Genomic DNA, 21674 nt, shown 5'->3' on the forward strand with positions numbered 1-21674 from the left:
AACATTAGATTATTCAAAACTTGGCACTTCAATACGGACACCGCCCTTCATGGCCGACTCATGGGCGCATATTCCTGCGCAGGTGTAGTTGGCGGCCAATGCTGCATCCACGGCAGAATCCCGCCCTTCCACGATAGCCGCTACAAACTCCTGCACCAGATGCGGATGCGAACCGCCATGACCTGCTCCCTGCAAAAAGGACACGTGGTTGGGGTCATCAATCCGCTCGCGCTTCGTGAAGTCCGCAATTTCCGGAATCAGCAGTTCATCCGTGTCGGGCACATCCAGCCGCTGGGCATTTTCACCGCCATCAAAGACCGCGTGGCCCTCGTCCTGGAGCTGTTCCCATTCAAAGGACATCTTGGTACCGTAAACATCGTAACTCTCCCGATACTGCCGCACCACGTCAAACAACGAACGGGTTGCCTCTGCCACTACATCGGAACCTTTCAGCTTGAACGTGGCAGTTTCCACGGCATAAGGTGCATTATACCGGCTGGCTAAATCATCGGAAAGTCGACCGGAACCATGGCAAACCACGGATTCCGCAATGGTGTTATTGATGCGCAGTAACGGGGATATCGCATGGGTACCGTTGAGCATCGGGGGATAGCCCTTCCAATATTCAGCCCACCCTTCCATGCTCATGTCTTGGATGTGCGACCCGCGGACAAATTGGATTTTACCCAGCTGGCCGCTTTCCGCAAGTTTCAATCCGTAAAGAAATTCCCGGGTGTAAAGTGCTGTTTCCATCATCATGTACACCTTCCCTGCACGGCGCTTGGCTTCCACAATGGCTTTGCAGTCTTCCACGGTCATCGCCATCGGTATGGTACAGGCCGTGTGTTTATTTGCATTCAACGACGCCAGCGTCATCCGGGCATGTTCGGGCACAGGCGTAACAATATGGATGGCATCCACGTCTTCCCGTTTCACCACTTCTTCGAAATCAGTGAAAACAAGGTTTTCGTCTAAGTTAAACTTCGCTTTCAGCTCGTTGAGCGTGTTTTCATTTCGCGTACAGATTCCGACAGCTTTAATATTCGGATGCTTCTGATAAATGGGAATGAACTCTTTTCCAAAACCCATACCAACGATAACGACAGTGATTTTTGACATATTTGATTTTTATTTAGCTGGTTATACTTGTTATTTGCTAGAAACCCAATTGACCGCATTGATTAGCAAGGTTTTGTAAGCCTCATGCTGATGACTATGCTCGTCATGCCCTAACGTGATTCCTACGATTTTCGCCTTGGGATGCTTTACGGTATATACCACCGGATAGACCGCATCCGTTTCTTTTGACTGGCCGATAACCAGTACTTCAATCCCCCTTGCGGCCGGGTCGGGAACGTGGCGATACAGTTCGTCCTGAAACTCGAATTTTTGAGCAACGCCCTGCGTAACGGGATGCGCGGGATTGACGACATAGTTTTTAAATTCCTGGAATTTTTCGTGGCTCTTGCTGCCGCCGCCCACGTAATTCAGGTTGTACGCCGGCCAATCCTCCCAGTTATACCACACGGCGGCATGGAGCAGCAATAACCCCTTCCCCTTTTCGACAAATTTGGTAATGGCAGCCTGCCCCGTTGCATCGATGGGTTGATTGTTGGCCAGAATAAGGATATCGGTGCTTTTCAGATAGGCCGGTATAGCGTCCACCTGCTCGGTGTATGTTACTTGGTAGGCTCCCGTCGATTCAATCGTTTTTGCATCTTCCTCGCCGTACCAACGACTAAAATCATGTGATCCGCCGCCGCCCACCATCAGTATCCGGAGCGGTTTGGTTTGAGCGAGCGCTGTGCCGACAGCCATCGCCATTAAGGTGAGGACTGCGAATAGCTTCATTGTGTGTTTCATCTTGATATACATTTTGTGTTCCTGATTTACTTAATAACGCGCATAATCCCATTCATCCCCCGCCAGTGACCCGGAAAGGTGCAGACATACGGGTAATCGCCGGGCTCCCTGGGTGCGGTAAATTCCAGCGTGAAGCTCTCGCCGGGATTTACCAATGGGGTATGGTGCAATACTTCAGGAATCGCTGGCACGTACTGCCTGTCAAATGCTTCTGATGACCGCAGCATGTCGTCGGCCGCCTTGCCGACAATGTCCAACGTTCCGGGCTGGATGATTAACAGGTTATGCTGCATACCATCGGGATTTTCAAATACCAACGTGATTCGCTTACCCGCGGGAACCGTAATTAATTTCTTATCATACTGCATGATGTCTTTGACCGCTTTTAGCTCGACACGCTCGGAGGGCATATGAGTGGCTGGGTCTACAGTCGCTGACATCCCCCGCTGAGCGTGTACAGCAGATTGTCGCGCTTTTGACAGTCTCAAGGAGATGTTATTGATATCACCTGTAAAATCCGATGGACCGCCGTAATCCGCAAAGGCATAAGCTTCATCAAAATCTTCGCCCGAGCGCAGGTTGAGCTGCAACGGCTCGGTAAACAAATGCATAACTTGCTGCTTGCCTTGGGTAGCCCCATTTACGGATAACTCAATTGAGGCATCTGCCGCCATCCGTGCCTCGGCCACAAACTTATCAGGCAGGAGGCCCCGTGAAGAAACGGTGGCCGTCTGGCCATGTTGATAGACCTCAAAAAACAGCCGGTTGTTTTTGACATAAAGCGCGTATCCCGCCGCCTTGTCTCCTTGTCCGACAATCAGCCCATTATAGGCTTGGTTATCACGCCTATGGATATCTGCTTGGATCTGGATTTCCTTATTTGAAACATCCGGCGAGAACGGGAAACGACTACGGCGCCCCAGCATGTACTGCTCATTGGCCAGCGATTCGAGGATTCGGTTGGCGAAACTGCTGCCGGCTTGTGCAGGCGCCAGCTTAAAGAATGCATCTTCGTGCCGGGCAATCGCCGCAAACAGGGCTTGCGATAACCATCGGTCTGCTTCGTTGGCGGGATCATCTGTCGCTTCAAGCAGGGCCCTGGCAACGGCCTCCGAAGCAGGATATTCGGCCAGTTTTACAAACGCTGCCATGCGGGTATTCAGGTTGGTGTCTGCTAAGATCCCGCTATTCAGTAGTGCGTCGCGGGATCGATCGGCTACGGGAAGTACCTGGGCAGCCGCCTTCCGTACCCCCGCCGAAGGGTGTTTCAAGGCCTCCACTACGATATTGAATACGTCTTGCCGCTTATCAATAAGGTGTAATCCCTGCAACGTCCAAAGCGCATGGATAGCGGGGGCGTTCAGTCCGATTTGGTCTACTTTTTGGTCGGACACAATCCGGATCAGTTCACCTGTTACGTCGTCGCGCTGCCGTTCCACCAATAGCCGCTGGGCATGCGTCCGCCAGAATTTGTTGTCGCTCTTCAGTGCCTTCAGCAGGCCGCCCGTATCATCTTTCGAAAGCTTATGGGGAGCTTTATGTTTGCCGTCTTTATGCACCAACCGGTAAACACGGCCGTATTTCTTATCGCGCAGGTCGCTTTCAAACGCATTTCCGGGACCATGCGGCTGCTCGACAAACGGCAACACCTTGTCTGAAGGCGCCTGCGCCGGCACGAATACATTATGTTGGATGATAAAGTTATACCAATCGAGTATCCAAACTGCACCGTCCGGCCCTACCTCTGCGTGAATAGGGCCAAACCATTCGTCCGAGCTGGCCGCTAAGTTCCACCCATCGTGCTCTTTAAAACCGGCACCATCAGGCTCAATGAGAGCGTTGTGTACCAAGCGTACCGTCGGCTCTGTTACAAAGGCAACCTTATTCCAGTATTTCTGAGGATAATCGCGCGCCGTGTAAAGCTGGTGCCCCGCAGCAGATGTGAAGCCACCGACTACATCCACCTGCCGAAGATTGGGTTGCATAGCATGCACATCATAATGACCGTCGATTTTCTGCACCGCATTGACAGTAACCCTCCTACCGTCGTCCGTAAGCTGGCGCTGCACCAGTTGTTCAGGCATGGAATAATATGCGCTATGTGTGTTGTTTGCGGTAGAAATAAATATGTTGTTGTCTTCAGTCATACCTAACCCCCATGTATTGTTGCTGGTGGTTGCCAAGTATTCGAAATCGGTACCGTCCGGTCTAAAGTGATACACGCCTTGGCCGAAGGCAAGCCGCCGACCATTGATATGGCCATCGAAGCCTGCATAGCCCGTGACACCCCAAATCTTATTATCAAACCCATACTGCAAGTTTGAAGGCCCGGCATGTGTGTCATTCTTATTCCAACCGGTCATGATGGTGTCCCGTAAGTCAACCACATCGTCTCCATCCGTGTCTTTCATGAAGATGAAGTGTGGGGCCATGGCCACAATCACACCATCGTTGGCAAACGTAAGGCTCGTGGCAATATTTAACCCATCAGCAAACACCGTAAACTTGTCGGCGATGCCATCGCCGTCCGTATCTTCGCATATTTTGATCCGGTCATTTGCTTCCCCTTTGAGCTCGACGAAATTATTGGGGTAATCGACAGTCTCAATGATCCATAACCGCCCTTTTTCATCCCAGCTCATTGCAATGGGATTTACAATATCCGGCTCTGCGGCAAATAGTTTTAGTTCGAAACCTACGGGGACCTGTATCAGTTTTTTCGATTCTTCAGGCGACAACGGTTCCTGCATTTTCGGCACAAAATGCCGAGCAGTGAAATCGGCAATTGTATCTTCATAGATGCTGACATTGGGAATCTGCAATTGTGCAACCAATTCCATTACCCGATCTCCTATCGCCCATTGCACGCCTTTGTTAACGGACCGGAGGAAGTCCAGGCTTTTCCAGGTCGGCTCGTCATGGCCGCTGACTGTATAGTATACACGACCTTTTCCTTTATTAAACCGGTATAGGGAATCAGTGGATGCCTCCCTTGAGCCTGTATCGGCAACCGGTGCACTGCCATCAAGTGCCTTGGCGACCCATCGCGGTTGATTGGCACCAAGAAACTGCCCACCAAGCACAACCAACCCCTTGCCACTATCTACGAACTTTTCCAGTGCGCGCTCCTGATCGGAAGAAATGGAATCCGGGAGCGTAAATAAAATTACACCGTCATACAAGTGCAGGTTTTCATCGTTTAAGTCTGCACGATCCGTTGTATAAGTAAGGTTAATGCCGCTCTTGAAAAGTTCGATGGCCAACCAAGACGCGTATTTGCCCGATACATCGGGAGCATTAGCGCTTTCCAGAAACAAGACTTCGGCTCTCCGCGGATAATCACGGTTGTCGTGCGTACATTGGAAAAGAAACAGGCAGAAAAAGATAATATACAAGTAGGAAATTATTCTCATAAAATATAGCTCTATAACCGTTGGTCATACAAAAGTAAGCGGCAAAATCACAAGAAAACCGCGTTATGTTATCCCTTTATAGTCAAATTATATCATAATTGCGTATATTTATGGACAACCAAAGATAAATCATGAAGAAAAGCCACATCATACCGAAAGCACTTATCCCGGAAAACAAGTCGTTTGTCGTGCGAAAACAGGTTGAACCATACTTCGATCCCACTTTTCATTTGCATCCCGAATTCCAGCTGTCATATGTCGTAGAAGGTGAAGGGAACCGGTTCGTGGGGGACAGCATCAAGCCCTTCAAAGCAAATGATCTGGTATTAATCGGCCCCAACTTGCCGCATGTTTGGCGTAACCATAATGCCTATTTTGAAAAAGACAGTCGATTAAGCACAACCGTGGTCGTCATCTATTTCCATGATCATTTTTTAGGCGAGACCATCCATAATAAGGAAGAATTTGAAAGCATCAAACACTTGTTTCTGCGTTCCCAATGCGGTATTGAGATCAAGGGCGATACACAAGTACAGGTAAGCCAGCTGATGGTAGAATTACTGGACTTGAAAGGTGCGGACAGTATTATCCAACTATTGCGAATATTGAATACCATTGCCCTATCCGATGAATGCCAGCTCATCACGGACACCCATTCCAAGGCTTACAACACCGAGGCGGAGACAGACCGGATGAATAAGGTCTATGCGTTTATCATGAAAAATTTCCACCGCAAAATCCATCTGGAAGAAGTCGCCTCCATCGCCAGTATGACCAGCACATCATTCAGCAGGTATTTCAAATCACGTGTCAACCAATCCTTTTCGGACTTTTTGAAAGAAATCCGCATTGAATACGCATGCAAACTCCTCAAAGAAGACAAAATGAACATTGACCGTATCGGTTATAAGTGCGGCTTCCAGTCACTCACCAACTTCAATAAGCAATTCAAGATGGTTACCGGGAAGCAGCCACACCAATACCGAAATGAATACCAAAAAATGGCGATCGAATCTTATCATCACTATCACTGAAAGAAAGGCATCCGCTGCGGGGTTGTGCTGGGCACCTCACCGGCGATCTCCGGCCAACCGTTGCGCCAGATGACCTTATCGAGCATCAGCATCCTCCGGCTTGCCCCACTTGAAACCTTGCCTTGCGTTCGATCGATACCATGATAGATGAACCAATCTGTTCCTGCATCATCGGTAATGAGCCGCGCATTGTGTCCAGGGCCGGCGAACTTGTCGTTGCCTTTCAGGAACAACGTCCCATTGCCGCGGGCTGTGATCGGATTCCCAGCTTTATCGAGATAAGGTCCCATCAGGCGCTCAGACCGGGCTACCAATACGTGATACTGACTGTTGGCACCATCGCAGCAGCTGCCTTTGGAGCCGAAGAAGTAATAGTATCCATCCCGCTTATGGATCAGGACGGCCTCAAAATCGCCTGCTGCCAGCTTGATTTTTCGGCTAAGATCAGGTACGGACAGGCCGTCGTCTGCCAACTCCACAACATAGGTGCCCTGGGTAGGCGCATCACTGAAACTGCCCCAAAACAGGTACTTTTTCCCTGCTTCTTCATAATAAAATGGATCGATGGAGTTGGGTACATCCACTTCTTCGCTCGCGAACAACTTGCCATGGTCTACAAAAGGTCCGGTGGGTTTCTCCGCTACGGCCACGCCAATTCCCGGATTGGGGTCGCCCCATGTGGAATATGCATAGTAGAGGTAATACATGCCGTCTACATAGTTTACATCTGGCGCCCAAAGGCCGCCATTGCTTTTCCACGTAGGCTTACTGGAAAACGCCTGCCCTACGACTTGCCAATCGACCAAATTGGCTGATTGCAAAACGGGAATCAACCGGCTGCCTTGGCCATCACCCCAATTATCTTGGGTACCATAGGCGTAAAAGTATCCCGAGTGTGGATCACGGATAACCGATGGGTCAGCGAGGATAGGTTCAAAAACGGGGTTGATATAGGTGCTGTCTTGACGGACAGGAGCATGCTGACTATCCGGATGCGGACTGGCGACCATGGTGCCGCATCCGGCAACAGCTGCTGTAAGTAGCTGGGAAAACAATACAGGTAATATCATTGCTTATTATTTTTTGTGTTTCAATCCACCGCAAACACTTCGGAAGGATATCGATGTATGCACCATTGAAAAGTTCAATTTTTTTTGGCCAGCACGGGTTCAATGACCGCGTCGCTATTTATACTAAACGTGTATAGGCCAGCCTCAGCGTCCCATTGTTTGATGACAGGGACTATCCGCGTCTTCCGGGGGCTTACCTGCTGTTGATTAAAATGCACGTGATATACATAATACAATTGGCCGTCTAATCCTTCGAACAAATCACCGTGCCCAGCTCCGTTTTCGCTTACGACAGAACGGTGCAGGATGGGACTATCATGGTGCTTGACCCAAGGGCCGTATGGCGAATCCGATACGGCATATCCGACAGCATAATCAACGCTTTTGTAATGGTTGGCCGAATAGAACAGGTAGTATTTGCCCTTCAGTTTGACAACGGTCGGACCTTCCATGATGGGCGACGCCCCATAAGCCGGAGTGGCTTCCCAGGGTTCGGTCTGGCCAAAGCATTTTGTCAGCGTTTCCGGCTTAATCGTGCCCTTTGCTAAATCAAACTCGGCTACCCACAGGTAATTACCGTCATCAAACCGCACATGGTAAAGGTAGTATTTATCGTCGTCATCCTTGAAAATATAAGAGTCGATATTTTTTTCGGAGCTGTCAATGGCGACGACTTCTTTTTGCCGGTATGGCCCAAACAAAGTCGTTGACTGTGCCAATACGGTTTGTTCATTGGCTGTATACGTGAGGTAATACGTGTCCGTTGCCTTGAATAGCTGTGGCGCCCAAAAGCCTTCTGTACCATACGTTTGGTCTCCTTGGGTCAGAATCATGTGTACAGCATCATTTGCTCCGGTAGGCGGAGCCCAGGTTTTCAAGTCATCAGATTCCAACATGGAAAACCCCGGTGCCCCACCGGCACTGCCTCCGGTTCCGGTCAAGTAGTATTTACCATTGTCTACATATATCGTCGGATCTGCAAAAAACAAATCTTGCTCTTCCTGGGCTGATAGCCGCATTGCAGAAAATGACAAGACATGGATGAGCATGACGGCATAACGAATAAGCATTTTCATTTTTTATCTTTTATACTCCCCTTTTATTGAAACACCGGCGCTTCTTGCGGAGAAGTACTAGGTGTACCCCCGGCAATCGCCGGCCAGCCGTCACGCCAGGTTATGCGATCAAGCATGAGCATCCGACGGCTGGCGCCGCTGCTCACGGTTCCCCGGCTTCTATCGATACCATGATAAATAAACCAATCTGTACCATTGTCGTCGGTGATTAACCGCGCATTATGCCCGGGCCCTACGAACACATTATTACCTTCGATGAGCAGCGTTCCTTTGCCTCGTTCTGAAATATCATCTCCGTTTTTATCCAAGTAAGGTCCGGCCAAATCCGTTGATCGCGCAACCAATACGTGATATTGACTATTGGCTCCCTCACAGCAGCTGCCCTTTGAACCGAAAAAATAGTAGAAACCTTCCCGTTTATGAATCATCACTGCCTCGAAATCCCCTGCGGCGATCTTGAATTTCCGGCTGAAGTCCGGTATGGATAAACCATCATCGGCCAACAGCACGCCATAAGTACCTTGCGTGGGCGCGTCGCTGAAACTACCCCAAAACAGATACTTTTGCCCATCTTCTTCAAAATAGAATGGATCAATTGAATTAGGCACGTCTATCTCCTGGCTGGTAAATAGCTTGCCATGATCGACGAAGGGCCCGGTAGGATTATCAGCCAATGCCACACCGATCCCCGGGTTGGGATCACCCCAAGTGGAATAAGCATAATACATGTAATACCGGCCATTCACGTGAACGACCTCCGGCGCCCATAGCCATCCATTGTCCTTCCATGTTGGCTTGGCGGTGAACGCATTGCCCATTACCGTCCAGTTCACAAGATCTGCGGATCGCAGAATAGGTATCAGGCGACTGCCTTGTCCGTCTCCCCAATTATCTTCGGTACCATAGGCGTAGAAAAAACCGGTCTGTGGATCGCGCACAACCGATGGATCCGCCAAGATGGGCTCAAATACCGGGTTGGTGTACCGAGTCACCTCCGGCTCAGGCCCAGGCACCTCCGGCCCATCGTTGTTACTTGACTTGCTGCAAGCGATGGCAACCAGTATAAGTACAACCAAAACGGAAGAGCGAACGGCTGTTGTTCTCATCGATATCTTCATCATTAACGCTAGTAATTTTGGTTCTGCGATAAGTTGGGGTTCAAATCGATATCGGTCTGCGGAATGGGATAATACTCGTGACGTCCCTCCACAAAGTTAGTAAATTCGGGATCACGGTCGGCAAGATGGGGGCCAAGATCTCCCCAACGCAGCAAATCTGCCCACCGCCAGCCCTCACCAGCCAGTTCCACCAATCGCTCATGCTTAATCTGTTCGTGGAAAGCCTGCTGGTTCAGCCCCGGCCGAGCCTCGCTCAGCGGCTGCAGCCCAGCACGTACACGCACGCGGTCCACATATGGATAGGCCTCAGCGGTACGATTCATACCATTAAGGCATTCAGCATACATAAGCAAGACATCTGCATACCGGATCATCCGATAGTTGTTGGGCGAACGAAATCCCTCCTGATTTTTCCAATGGTCATTCAAAAATTTCCTAAACCAAACGCCATTGGCCTGAGGCCCCGATCCATACCGCTCGGCGAACGTCTGTCCGTACACCATGGTAGCCGCTGGCCCGGCCGGATCCGTATAGTCGAAGATAAATGAAGCCGCTAGCCGCGGATCGCGTTCGCCGTCTACCGTCTGCTCTTGCAGGAACTCATCGACTACCCATCGACGGGCAGCACCATCGCTGAAGCCCACGCCCGGCGGCGCATAGAACTGGGCTATCGACGTACCGGTGTTATTGATCTGGCTTTCGTTCACGTCGTCATCCGTGGTTTCCGCCAAGTTTTCGCTAAATTGAATTTCAAACACCGATTCGATATTATTTTCAGTGGTTACCAAAAAATTATCCCTGTAATCTTGTGTCAAGTCATACACATTACGCCCCTCTCCGGTGACCAACCACTCAAATGCTTGGGCGGCCTGTTCATACAGGTTTTGTTGCAGGTAGGTTTTGCCGAGCAACGCATACGCAGCTCCTCTTGTAGCCCGCCCGACATTATTACCGGTATAGGAAATGGGCAGGTCGGGAATCGCCTCGGTCAGGTCGGCCGCAACCTGCGCATATGCTTCGGCCGTAGTGGCATTCGGTGGCATATCATCCACTTGTGATGGCTCGAGCATAAGCGGCGGACGCCCGAAGTAAAGGGTCAGGTTGAAATAAAATAACCCCCTAAGAAACTTCGCCTCAGCGATCAGCCTTCTTTTCAGGTTGTCGTCCATCGTTATCTCAGGTACATTGGCCAATACTTGGTTTGCCCTGAATACCCCGACATACAACGTGTGCCATGTAGAAGCTGTCAATCCCAGGTTGTAGTCCGTTTGGTTGAAACTCATCAGGTTGTTGAGCCCGCCGTCACCGCCGGAGCCAAAACCCTCGTCCGATTTGAGCGTACCGTGGTAGTAAATCCATCTCGAATACAGTGCAGGGGTCCGGTAGAACGTGCTATATACTGCGTTCACTCCCCTTTCGGCGTCATCAGCGGTCGCCCAAAAACTGGCGATGGTAGCCGCATTGGGATTTATCTCGTTGAAATCGCGCGTACATGAACCTGCTATCAACAGCACCGACAATACTATCGTTCCTAATTTTTTCATGTCGTAGTTTCTTAATTAGCTAACTTATTTACATCAAAATCCAAAACCCAATCCGAATGAAATAATCCTGGATGCAGGGTAATTTCCGTTGTCAACCCCCGGTTGGAGGTTGGCGTTGGCGCCTGTCACATCGGGATCGAGCCCCGTATAACCGGTAAGCGTGAACAGGTTTTGCCCGCTCACATAAACGCGGGTATTGGTAATACCTATTCTGCCCAGGAGGCGATCAGGAATGGTATACCCCAATTCAACGTTGCGCAGTCTCAGGAACGATCCGTCTTCCAGCCAACGGTCGGAGTTTGCTCTGGCATTCGAAATAATACCCCGGTCGGCTATTTCTCCTGCGGGGAGTTCACTCACGCCCAAGCGCGGGAAACTGGTGTTGGTATTCTCCGGGGTCCATGGGTTGATTGCCCGGCGGTAGTTGGAATTGCCATAGCTATCCAAATCGCGGCGGACATCGTTGTAGAGCATATGACCAAACACTCCGTGAAGCTGGATTCCCAACGTAAAGTTCTTATACGCCGCGTTAAACTGCATGCCTGCGGTGAATTTCGGCCAAGGCGATCCGGCAAACGTCCTATCGTTGTCATTGATATCATCGCCAGTGCCTCCGTCAACCAAGTTGACATACCGGATGTCGCCGGGCTGAGCAATGTCTGCCTGCGCCCTGTGTTCGGCGATCTCTTCGGCGGATTGGAACAAGCCGTCGGTGCGTATCAGGAAATACTCACCTACCGAGCGGCCTACTTGTGTACGCGTATGGCCTGAGGTAATGTAGTTGCGTTGAAGCCCCGTTTCCGGATCGACGCCCAAGCTCCCTAGTTCGAGTACCTTATTCCGGATAAAGCTGACGTTAGCCATGACATCCCATTTGAATTCGCCGCCGATCTGGGGCCGATAACCGAGATCAATCTCAATACCTTTGTTTTCAATCGATCCGATATTGACCAACGGATCCCCCTGCAAGTTGCCCAAATACATTGGCAGCGGCTGCCCAACCAATACATCTTTTGAAACCGACCGGAAAATATCGAATCCGACCATCACTTGGTTATCCAGCACGGTGGCGTCGAAACCTATGTTCGTGGTAGCTTTTGATTCCCACCGGAGATCTTCATATACGAGACGGGCTTGTATGGCGCCGGGGAACGTTTCCTGCCCAGGTCCCAGGACAACGTTGGGGCCTTGGTTGAGATATCCGATGTATTCATAAGCACTGAGGTTTGCCGCACCAAGTACCCCGTAGGATCCGCGTACTTTAAAGTCGTTTACCCAGGGTATGTCGAAAAATTCCTCATTGCTGAGCCGCCAGCCCAAGGCTACGGAAGGAAAATTACCTACGCGGTAATCGGGTGAGAAACGCGAATCTTTGTCCGAGCGAAAGGTAAACGTAGCCAAGTACCTGTCGTCATACGTATAGTTGATCCGGCCCAGATAGGAATCGATGTAATAGCGCTGCAGGCTGCCTGCTGCCGCCATATCGCCTGTTGCCGAGTTGATCGTGGTAAAATACTCACCGCCAAACCGTGCCAGCTGCAAACGCGAAGCATTGACATTGTCCGTCTGCACAGTCTGCTGCGTGAATCCGACCACTCCATTCAAGTGATGTTTGCCAAAGTTATAGTCGTAATTGACCGTATGTTCAAAAAGGTAACTCAAAAACTGGGACCGGTTTTCCCCGACGGAGCTAAATTCGGGTGATTGGTTTTGATACCATGAGCCGTCCTTACGGATCGATCTGCTCTTGTCGAAGCTGGTTTCCAGTCCGGCATTGAACCGGTAGCTCAAACCATTGATGATATCGACGTCCACATAGGCGTTACCGATGATTTTTGCAAAGTTATTCCTCGTCGAAGTGATATCAGCGATGGCTACCTGGTTGCGGGAAAAGGTATTGATAAACGATGCCGACCCGTAACCCCATCCTCCAGGGTTGGCGCCGCTGATCAGGTCGTCGCTCCGCACGGGGAGAATTGGGACGCTCGTCCACATATCATACCAAGGATTACCAGCGAATGCCCCACCTTGGAACGGCGTATTCCTCGTCGAGTTGGTAATCGCAATATTTTCACCTATTTTGACCCGGCCTTTTCGAAGCTCGCCATTTACGCGAAGGGACATCCGTTCGAAATCGCGGGCAATAAGTGTACCTTTGTCCTTGAAATAGCCAGCAGATATCAGGTAGTTGGTGTTTTCGCTTCCCCCGGATATAGACGCGTTCAGGTCGCTTACCGCTCCGGTACGCAACAGTTCATCGGCCCAATTGGTATTCACATCCCCCTGGTAGTTGGCAATGCCCGGTTGAATAGCGTAACCAGCCATTTCATAGGCCCTTCTGTTGGTTGCAGCATATTCCGGGCCGTCCATCATGTCATACCGGCGCGGTACGGTGGATACGCTTTGCCGGGCTGAAACCTCGAATTTCGGTTCGCCGGGACGACCCTTTTTGGTGGTGATAATGACCACGCCGTTCGCCGCACGGGAGCCATAGATGGCTGCCGCGGACGCATCTTTCAACACCTGCACGCTTTCAATATCAGCGGGGTTTACGGTCGTGTTGGGATCGGCAAACATGCCGTCGATAACATACAATGGATTGGCGTTGCCGTAAAAAGTGCTGAGGCCGCGTATATTCACCACGGCCTCCTGCCCGGGCGCCCCGCCATTCCGCACCGTGATGCCGGAAGACAGTCCCTGCAAGGATTCGGGCAGCGACCGCGCTACGGTCCTTTGTGCTTCGGCGGTATTGACAATCCCTGTGGCGCCGGTAAGGTCTTTACGGCGAACGGCCTGATATCCGATAACCACTACCTCATCCAATGTAGCCTGCGCTTCATCTACCTGAAGCGTAAATACCTGATCCAGCTCATTGCCCACCACCGCCTCAAGCGGCAGGTATCCCTGGTAAGTAATCACAATGACGGCATTGCCATCGGCTACATCAAGCTTGAACCGTCCTTGCTCATCCGCCGCTGTGCCACGGCTGGTCCCTTTGACCACAATGGTTGCATTGGGCAGCGGTTGCCCACCCTCGTCCACTACTTGCCCGTTCAATACCTGTTGCGCAAACGCCATGGTATGAACACTGACAACAAAGAAAAAACATATAAAAATCCTGTGTATCATAAAAATAAGTTTAGCTACGTTTGAATCTACTCAGCATTCGTGAGCGTTTTGATCACGTCCACTTCTTCTTGTTTGTACGGCGTGCCATCGCCGCGGAAAATATCATGAAACCACAATGGAGGCTCCGCCGTGTACGATTTTGTCCAACTGTCCCACGGGTAAATAGTCTGCGTCTTGCCATCGACAAATCCCCAGTTGAACATGGCTACATTGTATTTTTTGGCGATGGGCAGAAACCCTTCGAATGTACTGCCGTTGGGACGTGCCATGTATTCGGTGCACCAAAGCGGCTTGCCATAGCGTTGAAGCTGCTGGATGCGTTTTTCAAAATCTTCTGGCGTATCATAATTGTGAAAACTGATAATATCAGACTGCTCGATTTGCAAACGCTCGATTGGCTTCAAGGTACTATCCGATGACCAATCCCCTGCCCACACTCCAGACGTCAGTGGTTGGGATGGATTGGCTGACCGCGCCCATTCGAAAGCTTGTTTCAACAGGGGCAACACGTACGATACTTTATCCTTGATTTCAACCGCTTCGTAAGATGGCCCGGTCATGTTATCCGGCTCATTCCAGACATCCCAACCCAAAATCCGGGGGTCATCAGCAAAATGGCCAATCACTCCCTTCACATAACGCTCCAGCCGCGGGTACTGGGTGCTGTCTTTCAGCGCATGCTGTCCAGGACTCTGTACCCACCCCGAATTGTGTACATGGGGCTTGGGATCGCGCTGCTTTCCGGCAACAGGGAAGGGATCCCAACAGGAATCAAAAAAAACGAGCAACGGCCGGATACCATGCTTATCAGTCAATTGCAGAAAGTGGTCAATCCGGGCAATAAACCCTGCCGAGTCGTGCTCATACGGCAAATCGTGCAGGTAAACACGTGCCGTATTCATGCCAAGATCCGCGGCCCAACCCAGCTCTTTGTCGATGGTCTCGGGGTCAAACGTATCTTCCTGCCACATCTCAAGCTGATTGATAGCTGTCGCCGGGGTATAATTGGGCCCGACCAGCCATCCCTGCCCCGCTTGCCAAGCATTAGCTTCCTCGGCCGTCCAGATCTTTCGGTTTGGGTCAACATCCCCTGTTTCTGTTTTTCGATGGTTATCGCAGCCACACCATAAAAAAAGTGCACATAACGGAATAAAAAGGGAAGATGTGCTAAAAATTCGCATAGTGTTTGGTTTCATTATTGGTTATTAAATCGGCGCTTGGCCTTCGTCATTACAAATGACGGCATTACGCACGCAGCTCACGATATCATTTTGTTTCAATTTTTCATTATTTTGTCTCATTGACGCGGCATAGGCTTTCAGTTACTTGCCGATCAGTTCGGATCCGCTGCCGTCGACGACTTGCTTCATGGTGATAACCGTGCAAATCAGCGCGCCCGTTATCTGAAACAAAGCACATATAATTGACTTCCAATTCAATTTTTACTCCTATCTTTGACTTAAACCACAAGGCCTTTTGATGTGAGATTGCTCCTGCTGAAATATTTTTTATGCGTGTTGGTATCCCTGGAATGTGCTTATGGCCAACCCTACTACTTCACGCACTATCAGGTCGAAAACGGCTTGTCGAACAACGCCGTACTGTGCAGTGTACAAGATAGGATGGGGTTTATCTGGTTTGGCACCAAAGATGGACTTAACCGCTTTGATGGGTATTCATTCAAGGTGTTCCACAGCGACCCTGACAACTCAAACGGTTTGGGAAGTAATTTCATCCGGGCGCTATTTGTGGATGAAACAGCGCGTATTTGGGTGGGTACCGATCAAGGTATCTACATCTTCGACCCGAAATCCGAAAAATTTTCGTTGTTTCACCCAACCATCATTAATGAAATTCTCCATATAGCGGGCGACGACGCTGGCAATGTCTGGTTTATTGATAACCTGACACTATATCGATATTCCGCTACAACGGCGCAATTGACGCAAATCGCCGAAGCAAAATCTTCAGTGAGCTCATTTGGAATAGGTGCAAACGGAGACATTTGGATAGGCACCGCCGGCGGCGACCTGTTCCATTACCACCCCACCCAGGGCACAAAAGGCCGATATTCGTTATTCGACCATTCCCCATCCGTGGTCTCTGAATGGATTGAATCCATACATTGCAGTGACAAGGGATTTTTTCTGGTGGGTACCTCCAAGCAAGGTGTAAAACTATTCGATCCAACCACGGGCACGTATCGCGATCTATTGACCCATGACGAATATGGGACGAACATCTTCGTGCGGGACATCCTGGAGAACGAACATAATGAGTACTGGTTTGCCACTGAATCCGGTATTTTCATTTACCACCACGATACCGGCGAATGCATAAACCTCCGGAAGCAGCTGGGCAGTCCCTGGGCGTTATCTGACAATGCTGTCTACACCCTTTGCAAAGACACCGAAGACAACATCTGGGCGGGCACCTATTTCGGTGGAGTGAACCACTATGCGTTGAACAATACGTTTTTTGAAAAATTTTTCCCCCAAGGCGAAGGCACCAACACCATTTCGGGTAACGCGGTAAGGGAGATTTGTGCGGATGAGCAAGGCTTTTTATGGATTGGAACCGAGGATGCCGGACTGAATAAGATGGATATTTCCTCCGGCAGAATGACCAATTATCAACCCGCCGGCCATCGGGGTAGCCTTGCCTATTCAAATATCCACGGCCTGCTGGTCACCGGTGATACACTCTGGGTAGGCACATTCGATCACGGGCTCGACCTATTGGACGTCAATACCGGGAAAGTTATCTGCCACTACACCGCAGAAAACAAGGAAGGGACCTTAGGGAACAACTTCATATTCAACAGCTACCGAACCGGCGGAGGGAGGATATTACTGGCTACAGGCCGGGGCATATATGAATATCTTGACGTAAACAAAGGTTTCCATCTCGTTTCCGGTTTTCCGGCACATATCTTTTATACCACATTGTTTGAGGATAGCCAGGGGACGATATGGGCAGGCACCTGGCGTGACGGCCTGTACTATTTTAATCCAAAGACAGGTGACAAGGGCCTATTTACCCATCGGGCTGACGACCCAAGCACTATCGGGAGCAATCGGGTAAATCGGATATTCGAGGACAGCAGTGGAACCATTTGGGTAGCTACCGAGGGCGGGCTATGCCTCCTCAACCCCACCAGCGGCACCTTCAGGCGGTTTGGCACCGCTGACGGAATGCCGAGCAACCTGATATTGGCCATGCTCGAAGATACAGACAACAAGCTTTGGGTGACCACCTCCAGGGGACTCGTACGCTTTGATATCGCAACGGAAGAAATCAAGGTGTTTACGCAAGCCAATGGGTTGCTGAGCGACCAGTTCAATTACAACTCGGCTTATAAAGCTCCCGACGGGACACTTTATTTTGGCAGCGTAAAGGGATTGGTGAGATTCAATCCGGCCAACTATCGGGAAAGTACCTTCCAGCCACCAGTTTATATCACCGGGTTACAAGTGTATAACCGCGAACTGGAAATCAATAAAAAAGGGTCGCCCCTGCGCCAATCGATTACTTTTACGGATCATATTGAGCTCAACTATAACCAATCATCTTTCAGCATCGACTTTGCCGCACTGAGCTTTGTTTCGCCCCGCATGACGGAGTATGCTTATAAGATGGAAGGACTGGATAAGGCGTGGACACACATCCGCACTAATCGTAAAGCGTATTTTACCGAACTGCCTCCCGGGGATTACCTTTTCCGGGTAAATGTGGCAGATAGCCGAGGTGGGTTCATTGGCAAGGAAACCCAATTGCGCATCACCATCCTCCCCCCATTATGGGCAAGCCTCCCTGCCTATCTTGTGTATATAATGTTAGCACTTGCCGTTACTTGGTATGGCATTCACAGTTACCATCGCCGCATGAAGGAAAAAAATAAGCAAAAACTGGAATTGATGCGGCACCGCAAAGAGGAAGAACTTTACCGAGCCAAAATTGACTTTTTTACCAACGTGACACACGAAATCCGGACGCCACTCACGCTCATCAAGGCACCGTTGGAAAAAGTAATGAAAAAAGCGGAAGAACTGCCGACCGTGAAAAGGCACCTGCAGACCATGGAACGTAATACCGAGCGCTTGCTGGCACTCACCAACCAATTGCTTGATTTCCGGAAAGCGGAGGTAACCGGCTATCAACTGTGCTTCACGCCAGTGGACATCAACGCCCTGATACGCGAAAACCTACTTGGCTTTAAATTATTGACAGCGCAGAAGAACATCCGGCTCCGTTATTCGCTTCCCGATACACCTTTCATCGCGACGGTGGATAAGGAGGCCGTCACACAGATCATCAGCAACTTACTAGGCAATGCGCTCAAATATGCCAAGCGGCATATAGCGGTGTCGTTGGTGGTACATCCATCCGATGATCGTGTGTTTATGATATCGGTCAAAAACGATGGCTACCTTATTCCTGTAGCGATGCGGGAAAAGGTTTTCGAGACGTTTGTCCGGCTAAAGGCGACAGACACGCAGCAAGGAACGGGACTAGGCCTGGCGCTCGCGCGAACATTAGCGCTTCTGCACGACGGCAACCTTCATTTGGCTGCTCCCGAAAACGGGATGAATGTATTTGTACTGACGATGCCCCTCGAACAACAAACCCAACAATCTTTTTATGGCACAGGAATTACCAAGAACTGAAAGACCGGTGATATTGGTGGTCGATGACCACCCGGAGATTCTCGAGTTTATCGCGGACGATTTGAGTGACGATTATGAGGTTTTAAAGGCCGAAAACGGCCAGCTTGCGCTCGAAGCCCTTGCTAACAACCCCGTGCAGCTTATCGTCAGCGATATCATGATGCCCTACATAGACGGATATGAGCTTTGCCAACGTATTAAATCGGATGAAGAGCATAGTCATATACCAGTCATTTTGCTGACGGCCAAAAACACGCTACAGTCCAAAATCCAAGGGCTGGAACAAGGTGCCGATGCTTATATCGAGAAGCCGTTTTCGCCGGCGCATTTACACGCGCAAATCAACAGCCTATTATCCAACAGGAATAAGGTACGTGCCTATTTTGCCAGCTCACCCCTGGCGCACATCAAAACGATGGCGCACACCAGGGCAGACGAACGTTTTCTTGAGCGCCTGAATGACATTATCCAACAGCATATGGCCGAAGTACACTTTGATGTAGAGCATTTGGCCGAGAAGATGAACATGAGTCGCCCGACATTATACCGGAAAATTAAGGCGATATCGGATCTGACGCCCAACGACCTCATCAACGTGGCACGCTTGAAGAAAGCTGCCGAGCTACTCAGCGAAGGCCAACTTAAAATCTACGAGGTATCTGATCTGGTGGGATATAGTTCGCAAACGCATTTCGGGCGGAATTTCCAGAAGCAGTTTGGCATGTCACCAAGCGAGTACCTCGCGCAGCATAAGCAATAAAAAAGGGGCTATAAAAGCCCCTCTTTAAAGATTTATTGATCTATTCGGATGTCATATAAACGTTGATGCCACCCTTTTAATTCGGTTTCGGGCATTTTCACCACCTTCCTGTCGTAGGTCATCAATCCATTGGTTTCCACTTCTACATCGGTCGTTTGCGTGTATACTGCCGCAGACAATCCCAACGGAATCAACCGTGCGAGATCATTGACCATCCCCCGGTAGCGATCTTTCAGTTCGTCTACGTTCTTGAAACTTTGGTATCCCCAATTATCCTTATTTTGCCAGGTGTGTCCTTCAATAGGCAAGCCTAATCCACCAAACTCCCCAAGCACCAAGATTTGCTTCTCGCCAAACAATTCCGGCCTTGGCATTACCGCATCGGGGTAGTTATGTATATCAAGAATGTGTCCCACAGGGAAGAAATTGCCCCCGCTGGCGCTGTTGACCAGTCTCGACTGATCATAATCCACAGTCCATTGGGTGATTTCTTTTGTTTTGAACTGTCCCCATGCCTCATTGAACGGCACCCATACCACAATGCTGGGGAAGTTATACAGGGCATCGATAATCGCCTTCCACTCTTTGCGATAGATGGCTTCCGACTCGGCAGAGCGATCTTTGTCATGTTGCTTCCCCGAGGTGATTCCCGGCCGCATATCCCAGTGGTTGCCTCCCAAATCGCCGCTCGGCATATCCTGCCAGACCAAAACGCCAATGCTATCGCAATAGTAGTACCAGCGTGCAGGTTCGACTTTGATGTGTTTACGGATCATGTTAAAACCCATGTCCTTGGTTTTTTCCACATCGAAGCGCAATGCCTCATCTGTCGGTGCGGTATAAAGCCCGTCAGGCCACCAACCTTGGTCGAGCGGTCCATATTGGAAGACAAATTCATTATTTAGCAGCATCCGTTGGATTCCTTTTTTGTCTTTTTCCATTGAAATCTTACGCATGGCGAAATAGGAAGATGCTTCATCTATTGTTTTTCCTTTCCGGATTACCGCGACTTTTAGATCGTACAGGAACGGATTGGTAGGCGACCACAATTCGGGGTTATCCAGTTGCAGCGTGATAGCCGATTTGCCATCGCCCGCCGCTTCCCCGACTTTTTCGCCACCATTCCAAGCGGAAATCCGTACTTCATCGCCCTCCTGAAGCCCCTCGACAGTGGTCTCGACAGCCAACGAACTCCGGTCGATATCAGGCGTGTGTTTGGTTGACGCAATATAGGTTTCGGGCACACCTTCCAGCCACACGGTCTGCCATATACCCGTCACAGGGGTATACCATATACCATGCGGCCGCACGACCTGCTTACCATTGGGCTGAGGGCCTTCGTCTGTAGGATCCCACACCCCCACTACAATCTCCTGATTGGCACCTTTCGCCAGATAAGGAGTAATGTCAATAGTAAACGGATCGAAACCACCTTCGTGTGAACCAGCCCGCTGGCCGTTGACATACACTTCGCATTCCCAATCTACGGCGCCGAAATGGAGAAGCACACGCTGATTCCGCATCTTTTTATCAATGGCTACCGTTCTGCGGTACCATAAGGAACTATCTTTTCCAACGGTCTTTCCAACACCTGAAAGCGCTGATTCCACGGCAAACGGCACGAGTATCTCTCCGCTGTACGCGGTCGGCACCTCCGTTAACTTACCGGGCACAATCGCATAGTCCCAAAGTCCGTTGAGGTTTTGCCAGCCCTCACGTACCAGCTGCGGCCGTGGATATTCAGGAAGTGGGCTTGCGGTGGTTAGTTCTTCGGCCCAAGGAGACATGATCTTATCCCCAGCGGGATGCCATGCCGTCGCCTCCTGCGCAACAAGCTGTCCAGCTTGCAACCCACATAAACATAATAAAACCAATGCATTTTTCATTCTTTTTGACTTATCCATACGGTATTTTTTAAATGTTTATAACTGTATCTGTTTTATGGTAGAGCCTTCGCCGAACACTCCAGCCATTGAGCAAAACAACTGAATAATAACCGG

General features: G+C 50.1%; 13 protein-coding genes. 3 read left to right on the plus strand and 10 right to left on the minus strand.

The annotated features are described in order from the left end of the window. Positions 1-9 precede the first annotated feature (9 nt). The 3 genes from JHJ32_RS07025 to JHJ32_RS07035 are packed head-to-tail and all read right to left on the minus strand — an operon-like array spanning position 10 to position 5276. The gene (locus JHJ32_RS07025; RefSeq protein WP_079716361.1) at positions 10-1119 is read right to left on the minus strand and encodes a Gfo/Idh/MocA family protein; all 1110 of its coding nucleotides are present in this window, start codon (positions 1117-1119) and stop codon (positions 10-12) included. A gap of 30 nt (positions 1120-1149) precedes the next feature. Continuing rightward, entirely contained in the window at positions 1150-1863 is a 714-nt protein-coding gene (locus JHJ32_RS07030; RefSeq protein WP_200120458.1) for a ThuA domain-containing protein, read from the minus strand. Positions 1864-1889: 26 nt separating this feature from the next. Further along, complete coding sequence (locus tag JHJ32_RS07035) at positions 1890-5276, minus strand: PVC-type heme-binding CxxCH protein (protein ID WP_200120459.1); 3387 nt, start codon at positions 5274-5276, stop codon at positions 1890-1892. 131 nt (positions 5277-5407) lie between these two features. Here JHJ32_RS07035 and JHJ32_RS07040 point away from each other — a divergent pair, with 131 nt between their 5' ends. Then, entirely contained in the window at positions 5408-6310 is a 903-nt protein-coding gene (locus tag JHJ32_RS07040; RefSeq protein ID WP_079716364.1) for an AraC family transcriptional regulator, read from the plus strand. On the opposite strand, the gene JHJ32_RS07045 is transcribed toward JHJ32_RS07040, so the two are convergent. From JHJ32_RS07045 to JHJ32_RS07070, 6 genes are all read right to left on the minus strand, one after another. After that, entirely contained in the window at positions 6304-7380 is a 1077-nt protein-coding gene (locus JHJ32_RS07045; protein ID WP_233632531.1) for a family 43 glycosylhydrolase, read from the minus strand. The two genes, JHJ32_RS07040 and JHJ32_RS07045, sit on opposite strands and share 7 nt — an antisense overlap. A gap of 74 nt (positions 7381-7454) precedes the next feature. Next, positions 7455-8456 carry a glycoside hydrolase family 43 protein gene (locus JHJ32_RS07050; protein WP_079716366.1) on the minus strand — a complete coding sequence of 334 codons (1002 nt, stop codon included), beginning with the start codon at positions 8454-8456 and terminating at the stop codon, positions 7455-7457. A gap of 23 nt (positions 8457-8479) precedes the next feature. Continuing rightward, complete coding sequence (locus tag JHJ32_RS07055; RefSeq protein WP_233632532.1) at positions 8480-9577, minus strand: family 43 glycosylhydrolase; 1098 nt, start codon at positions 9575-9577, stop codon at positions 8480-8482. Between the two features lie 5 nt (positions 9578-9582). Beyond that, positions 9583-11118, minus strand: a complete 1536-nt coding sequence (locus JHJ32_RS07060) for a RagB/SusD family nutrient uptake outer membrane protein (RefSeq protein ID WP_079716368.1) — start codon at positions 11116-11118, stop codon at positions 9583-9585. Positions 11119-11151: 33 nt separating this feature from the next. Then, positions 11152-14247 (minus strand): TonB-dependent receptor, encoded by a 3096-nt coding sequence (locus JHJ32_RS07065; RefSeq protein WP_200120460.1) that lies wholly within the window; start codon positions 14245-14247, stop codon positions 11152-11154. 26 nt (positions 14248-14273) lie between these two features. Continuing rightward, the gene (locus tag JHJ32_RS07070) at positions 14274-15443 is read right to left on the minus strand and encodes a glycosyl hydrolase (RefSeq protein WP_233632533.1); all 1170 of its coding nucleotides are present in this window, start codon (positions 15441-15443) and stop codon (positions 14274-14276) included. A 285-nt stretch (positions 15444-15728) separates the two neighbouring features. On the opposite strand from JHJ32_RS07070, the gene JHJ32_RS07075 reads away from it, so the two are divergent. Then, positions 15729-18914, plus strand: coding sequence for a sensor histidine kinase (locus JHJ32_RS07075; protein WP_200120461.1), 3186 nt, complete (start codon positions 15729-15731; stop codon positions 18912-18914). Beyond that, entirely contained in the window at positions 18889-19674 is a 786-nt protein-coding gene (locus JHJ32_RS07080; RefSeq protein ID WP_079716372.1) for a response regulator, read from the plus strand. The genes JHJ32_RS07075 and JHJ32_RS07080 overlap by 26 nt, the downstream gene beginning before the upstream one ends. Before the next feature lie 32 nt (positions 19675-19706). On the opposite strand, the gene JHJ32_RS07085 is transcribed toward JHJ32_RS07080, so the two are convergent. Beyond that, complete coding sequence (locus JHJ32_RS07085; RefSeq protein WP_233632534.1) at positions 19707-21578, minus strand: glycoside hydrolase family 2 protein; 1872 nt, start codon at positions 21576-21578, stop codon at positions 19707-19709. Between the last annotated feature and the right edge of the window lie 96 nt (positions 21579-21674).

The organism is Parapedobacter sp. ISTM3 (assembly GCF_016533505.1).
GTDB lineage: Bacteria > Bacteroidota > Bacteroidia > Sphingobacteriales > Sphingobacteriaceae > Parapedobacter > Parapedobacter luteus.

Coding starts and splice junctions, on each gene's coding strand:
- JHJ32_RS07025 (WP_079716361.1), bottom strand. CDS start 1,119: ATGTCAAAAATCACTGTCGTTATCGTTGGTATGGGTTTTGGAAAAGAG.
- JHJ32_RS07030 (WP_200120458.1), bottom strand. CDS start 1,863: ATGAAACACACAATGAAGCTATTCGCAGTCCTCACCTTAATGGCGATG.
- JHJ32_RS07035 (WP_200120459.1), bottom strand. CDS start 5,276: ATGAGAATAATTTCCTACTTGTATATTATCTTTTTCTGCCTGTTTCTT.
- JHJ32_RS07040 (WP_079716364.1), top strand. CDS start 5,408: ATGAAGAAAAGCCACATCATACCGAAAGCACTTATCCCGGAAAACAAG.
- JHJ32_RS07045 (WP_233632531.1), bottom strand. CDS start 7,380: ATGATATTACCTGTATTGTTTTCCCAGCTACTTACAGCAGCTGTTGCC.
- JHJ32_RS07050 (WP_079716366.1), bottom strand. CDS start 8,456: ATGAAAATGCTTATTCGTTATGCCGTCATGCTCATCCATGTCTTGTCA.
- JHJ32_RS07055 (WP_233632532.1), bottom strand. CDS start 9,577: ATGATGAAGATATCGATGAGAACAACAGCCGTTCGCTCTTCCGTTTTG.
- JHJ32_RS07060 (WP_079716368.1), bottom strand. CDS start 11,118: ATGAAAAAATTAGGAACGATAGTATTGTCGGTGCTGTTGATAGCAGGT.
- JHJ32_RS07065 (WP_200120460.1), bottom strand. CDS start 14,247: ATGATACACAGGATTTTTATATGTTTTTTCTTTGTTGTCAGTGTTCAT.
- JHJ32_RS07070 (WP_233632533.1), bottom strand. CDS start 15,443: ATGAAACCAAACACTATGCGAATTTTTAGCACATCTTCCCTTTTTATT.
- JHJ32_RS07080 (WP_079716372.1), top strand. CDS start 18,889: ATGGCACAGGAATTACCAAGAACTGAAAGACCGGTGATATTGGTGGTC.
- JHJ32_RS07085 (WP_233632534.1), bottom strand. CDS start 21,578: ATGGATAAGTCAAAAAGAATGAAAAATGCATTGGTTTTATTATGTTTA.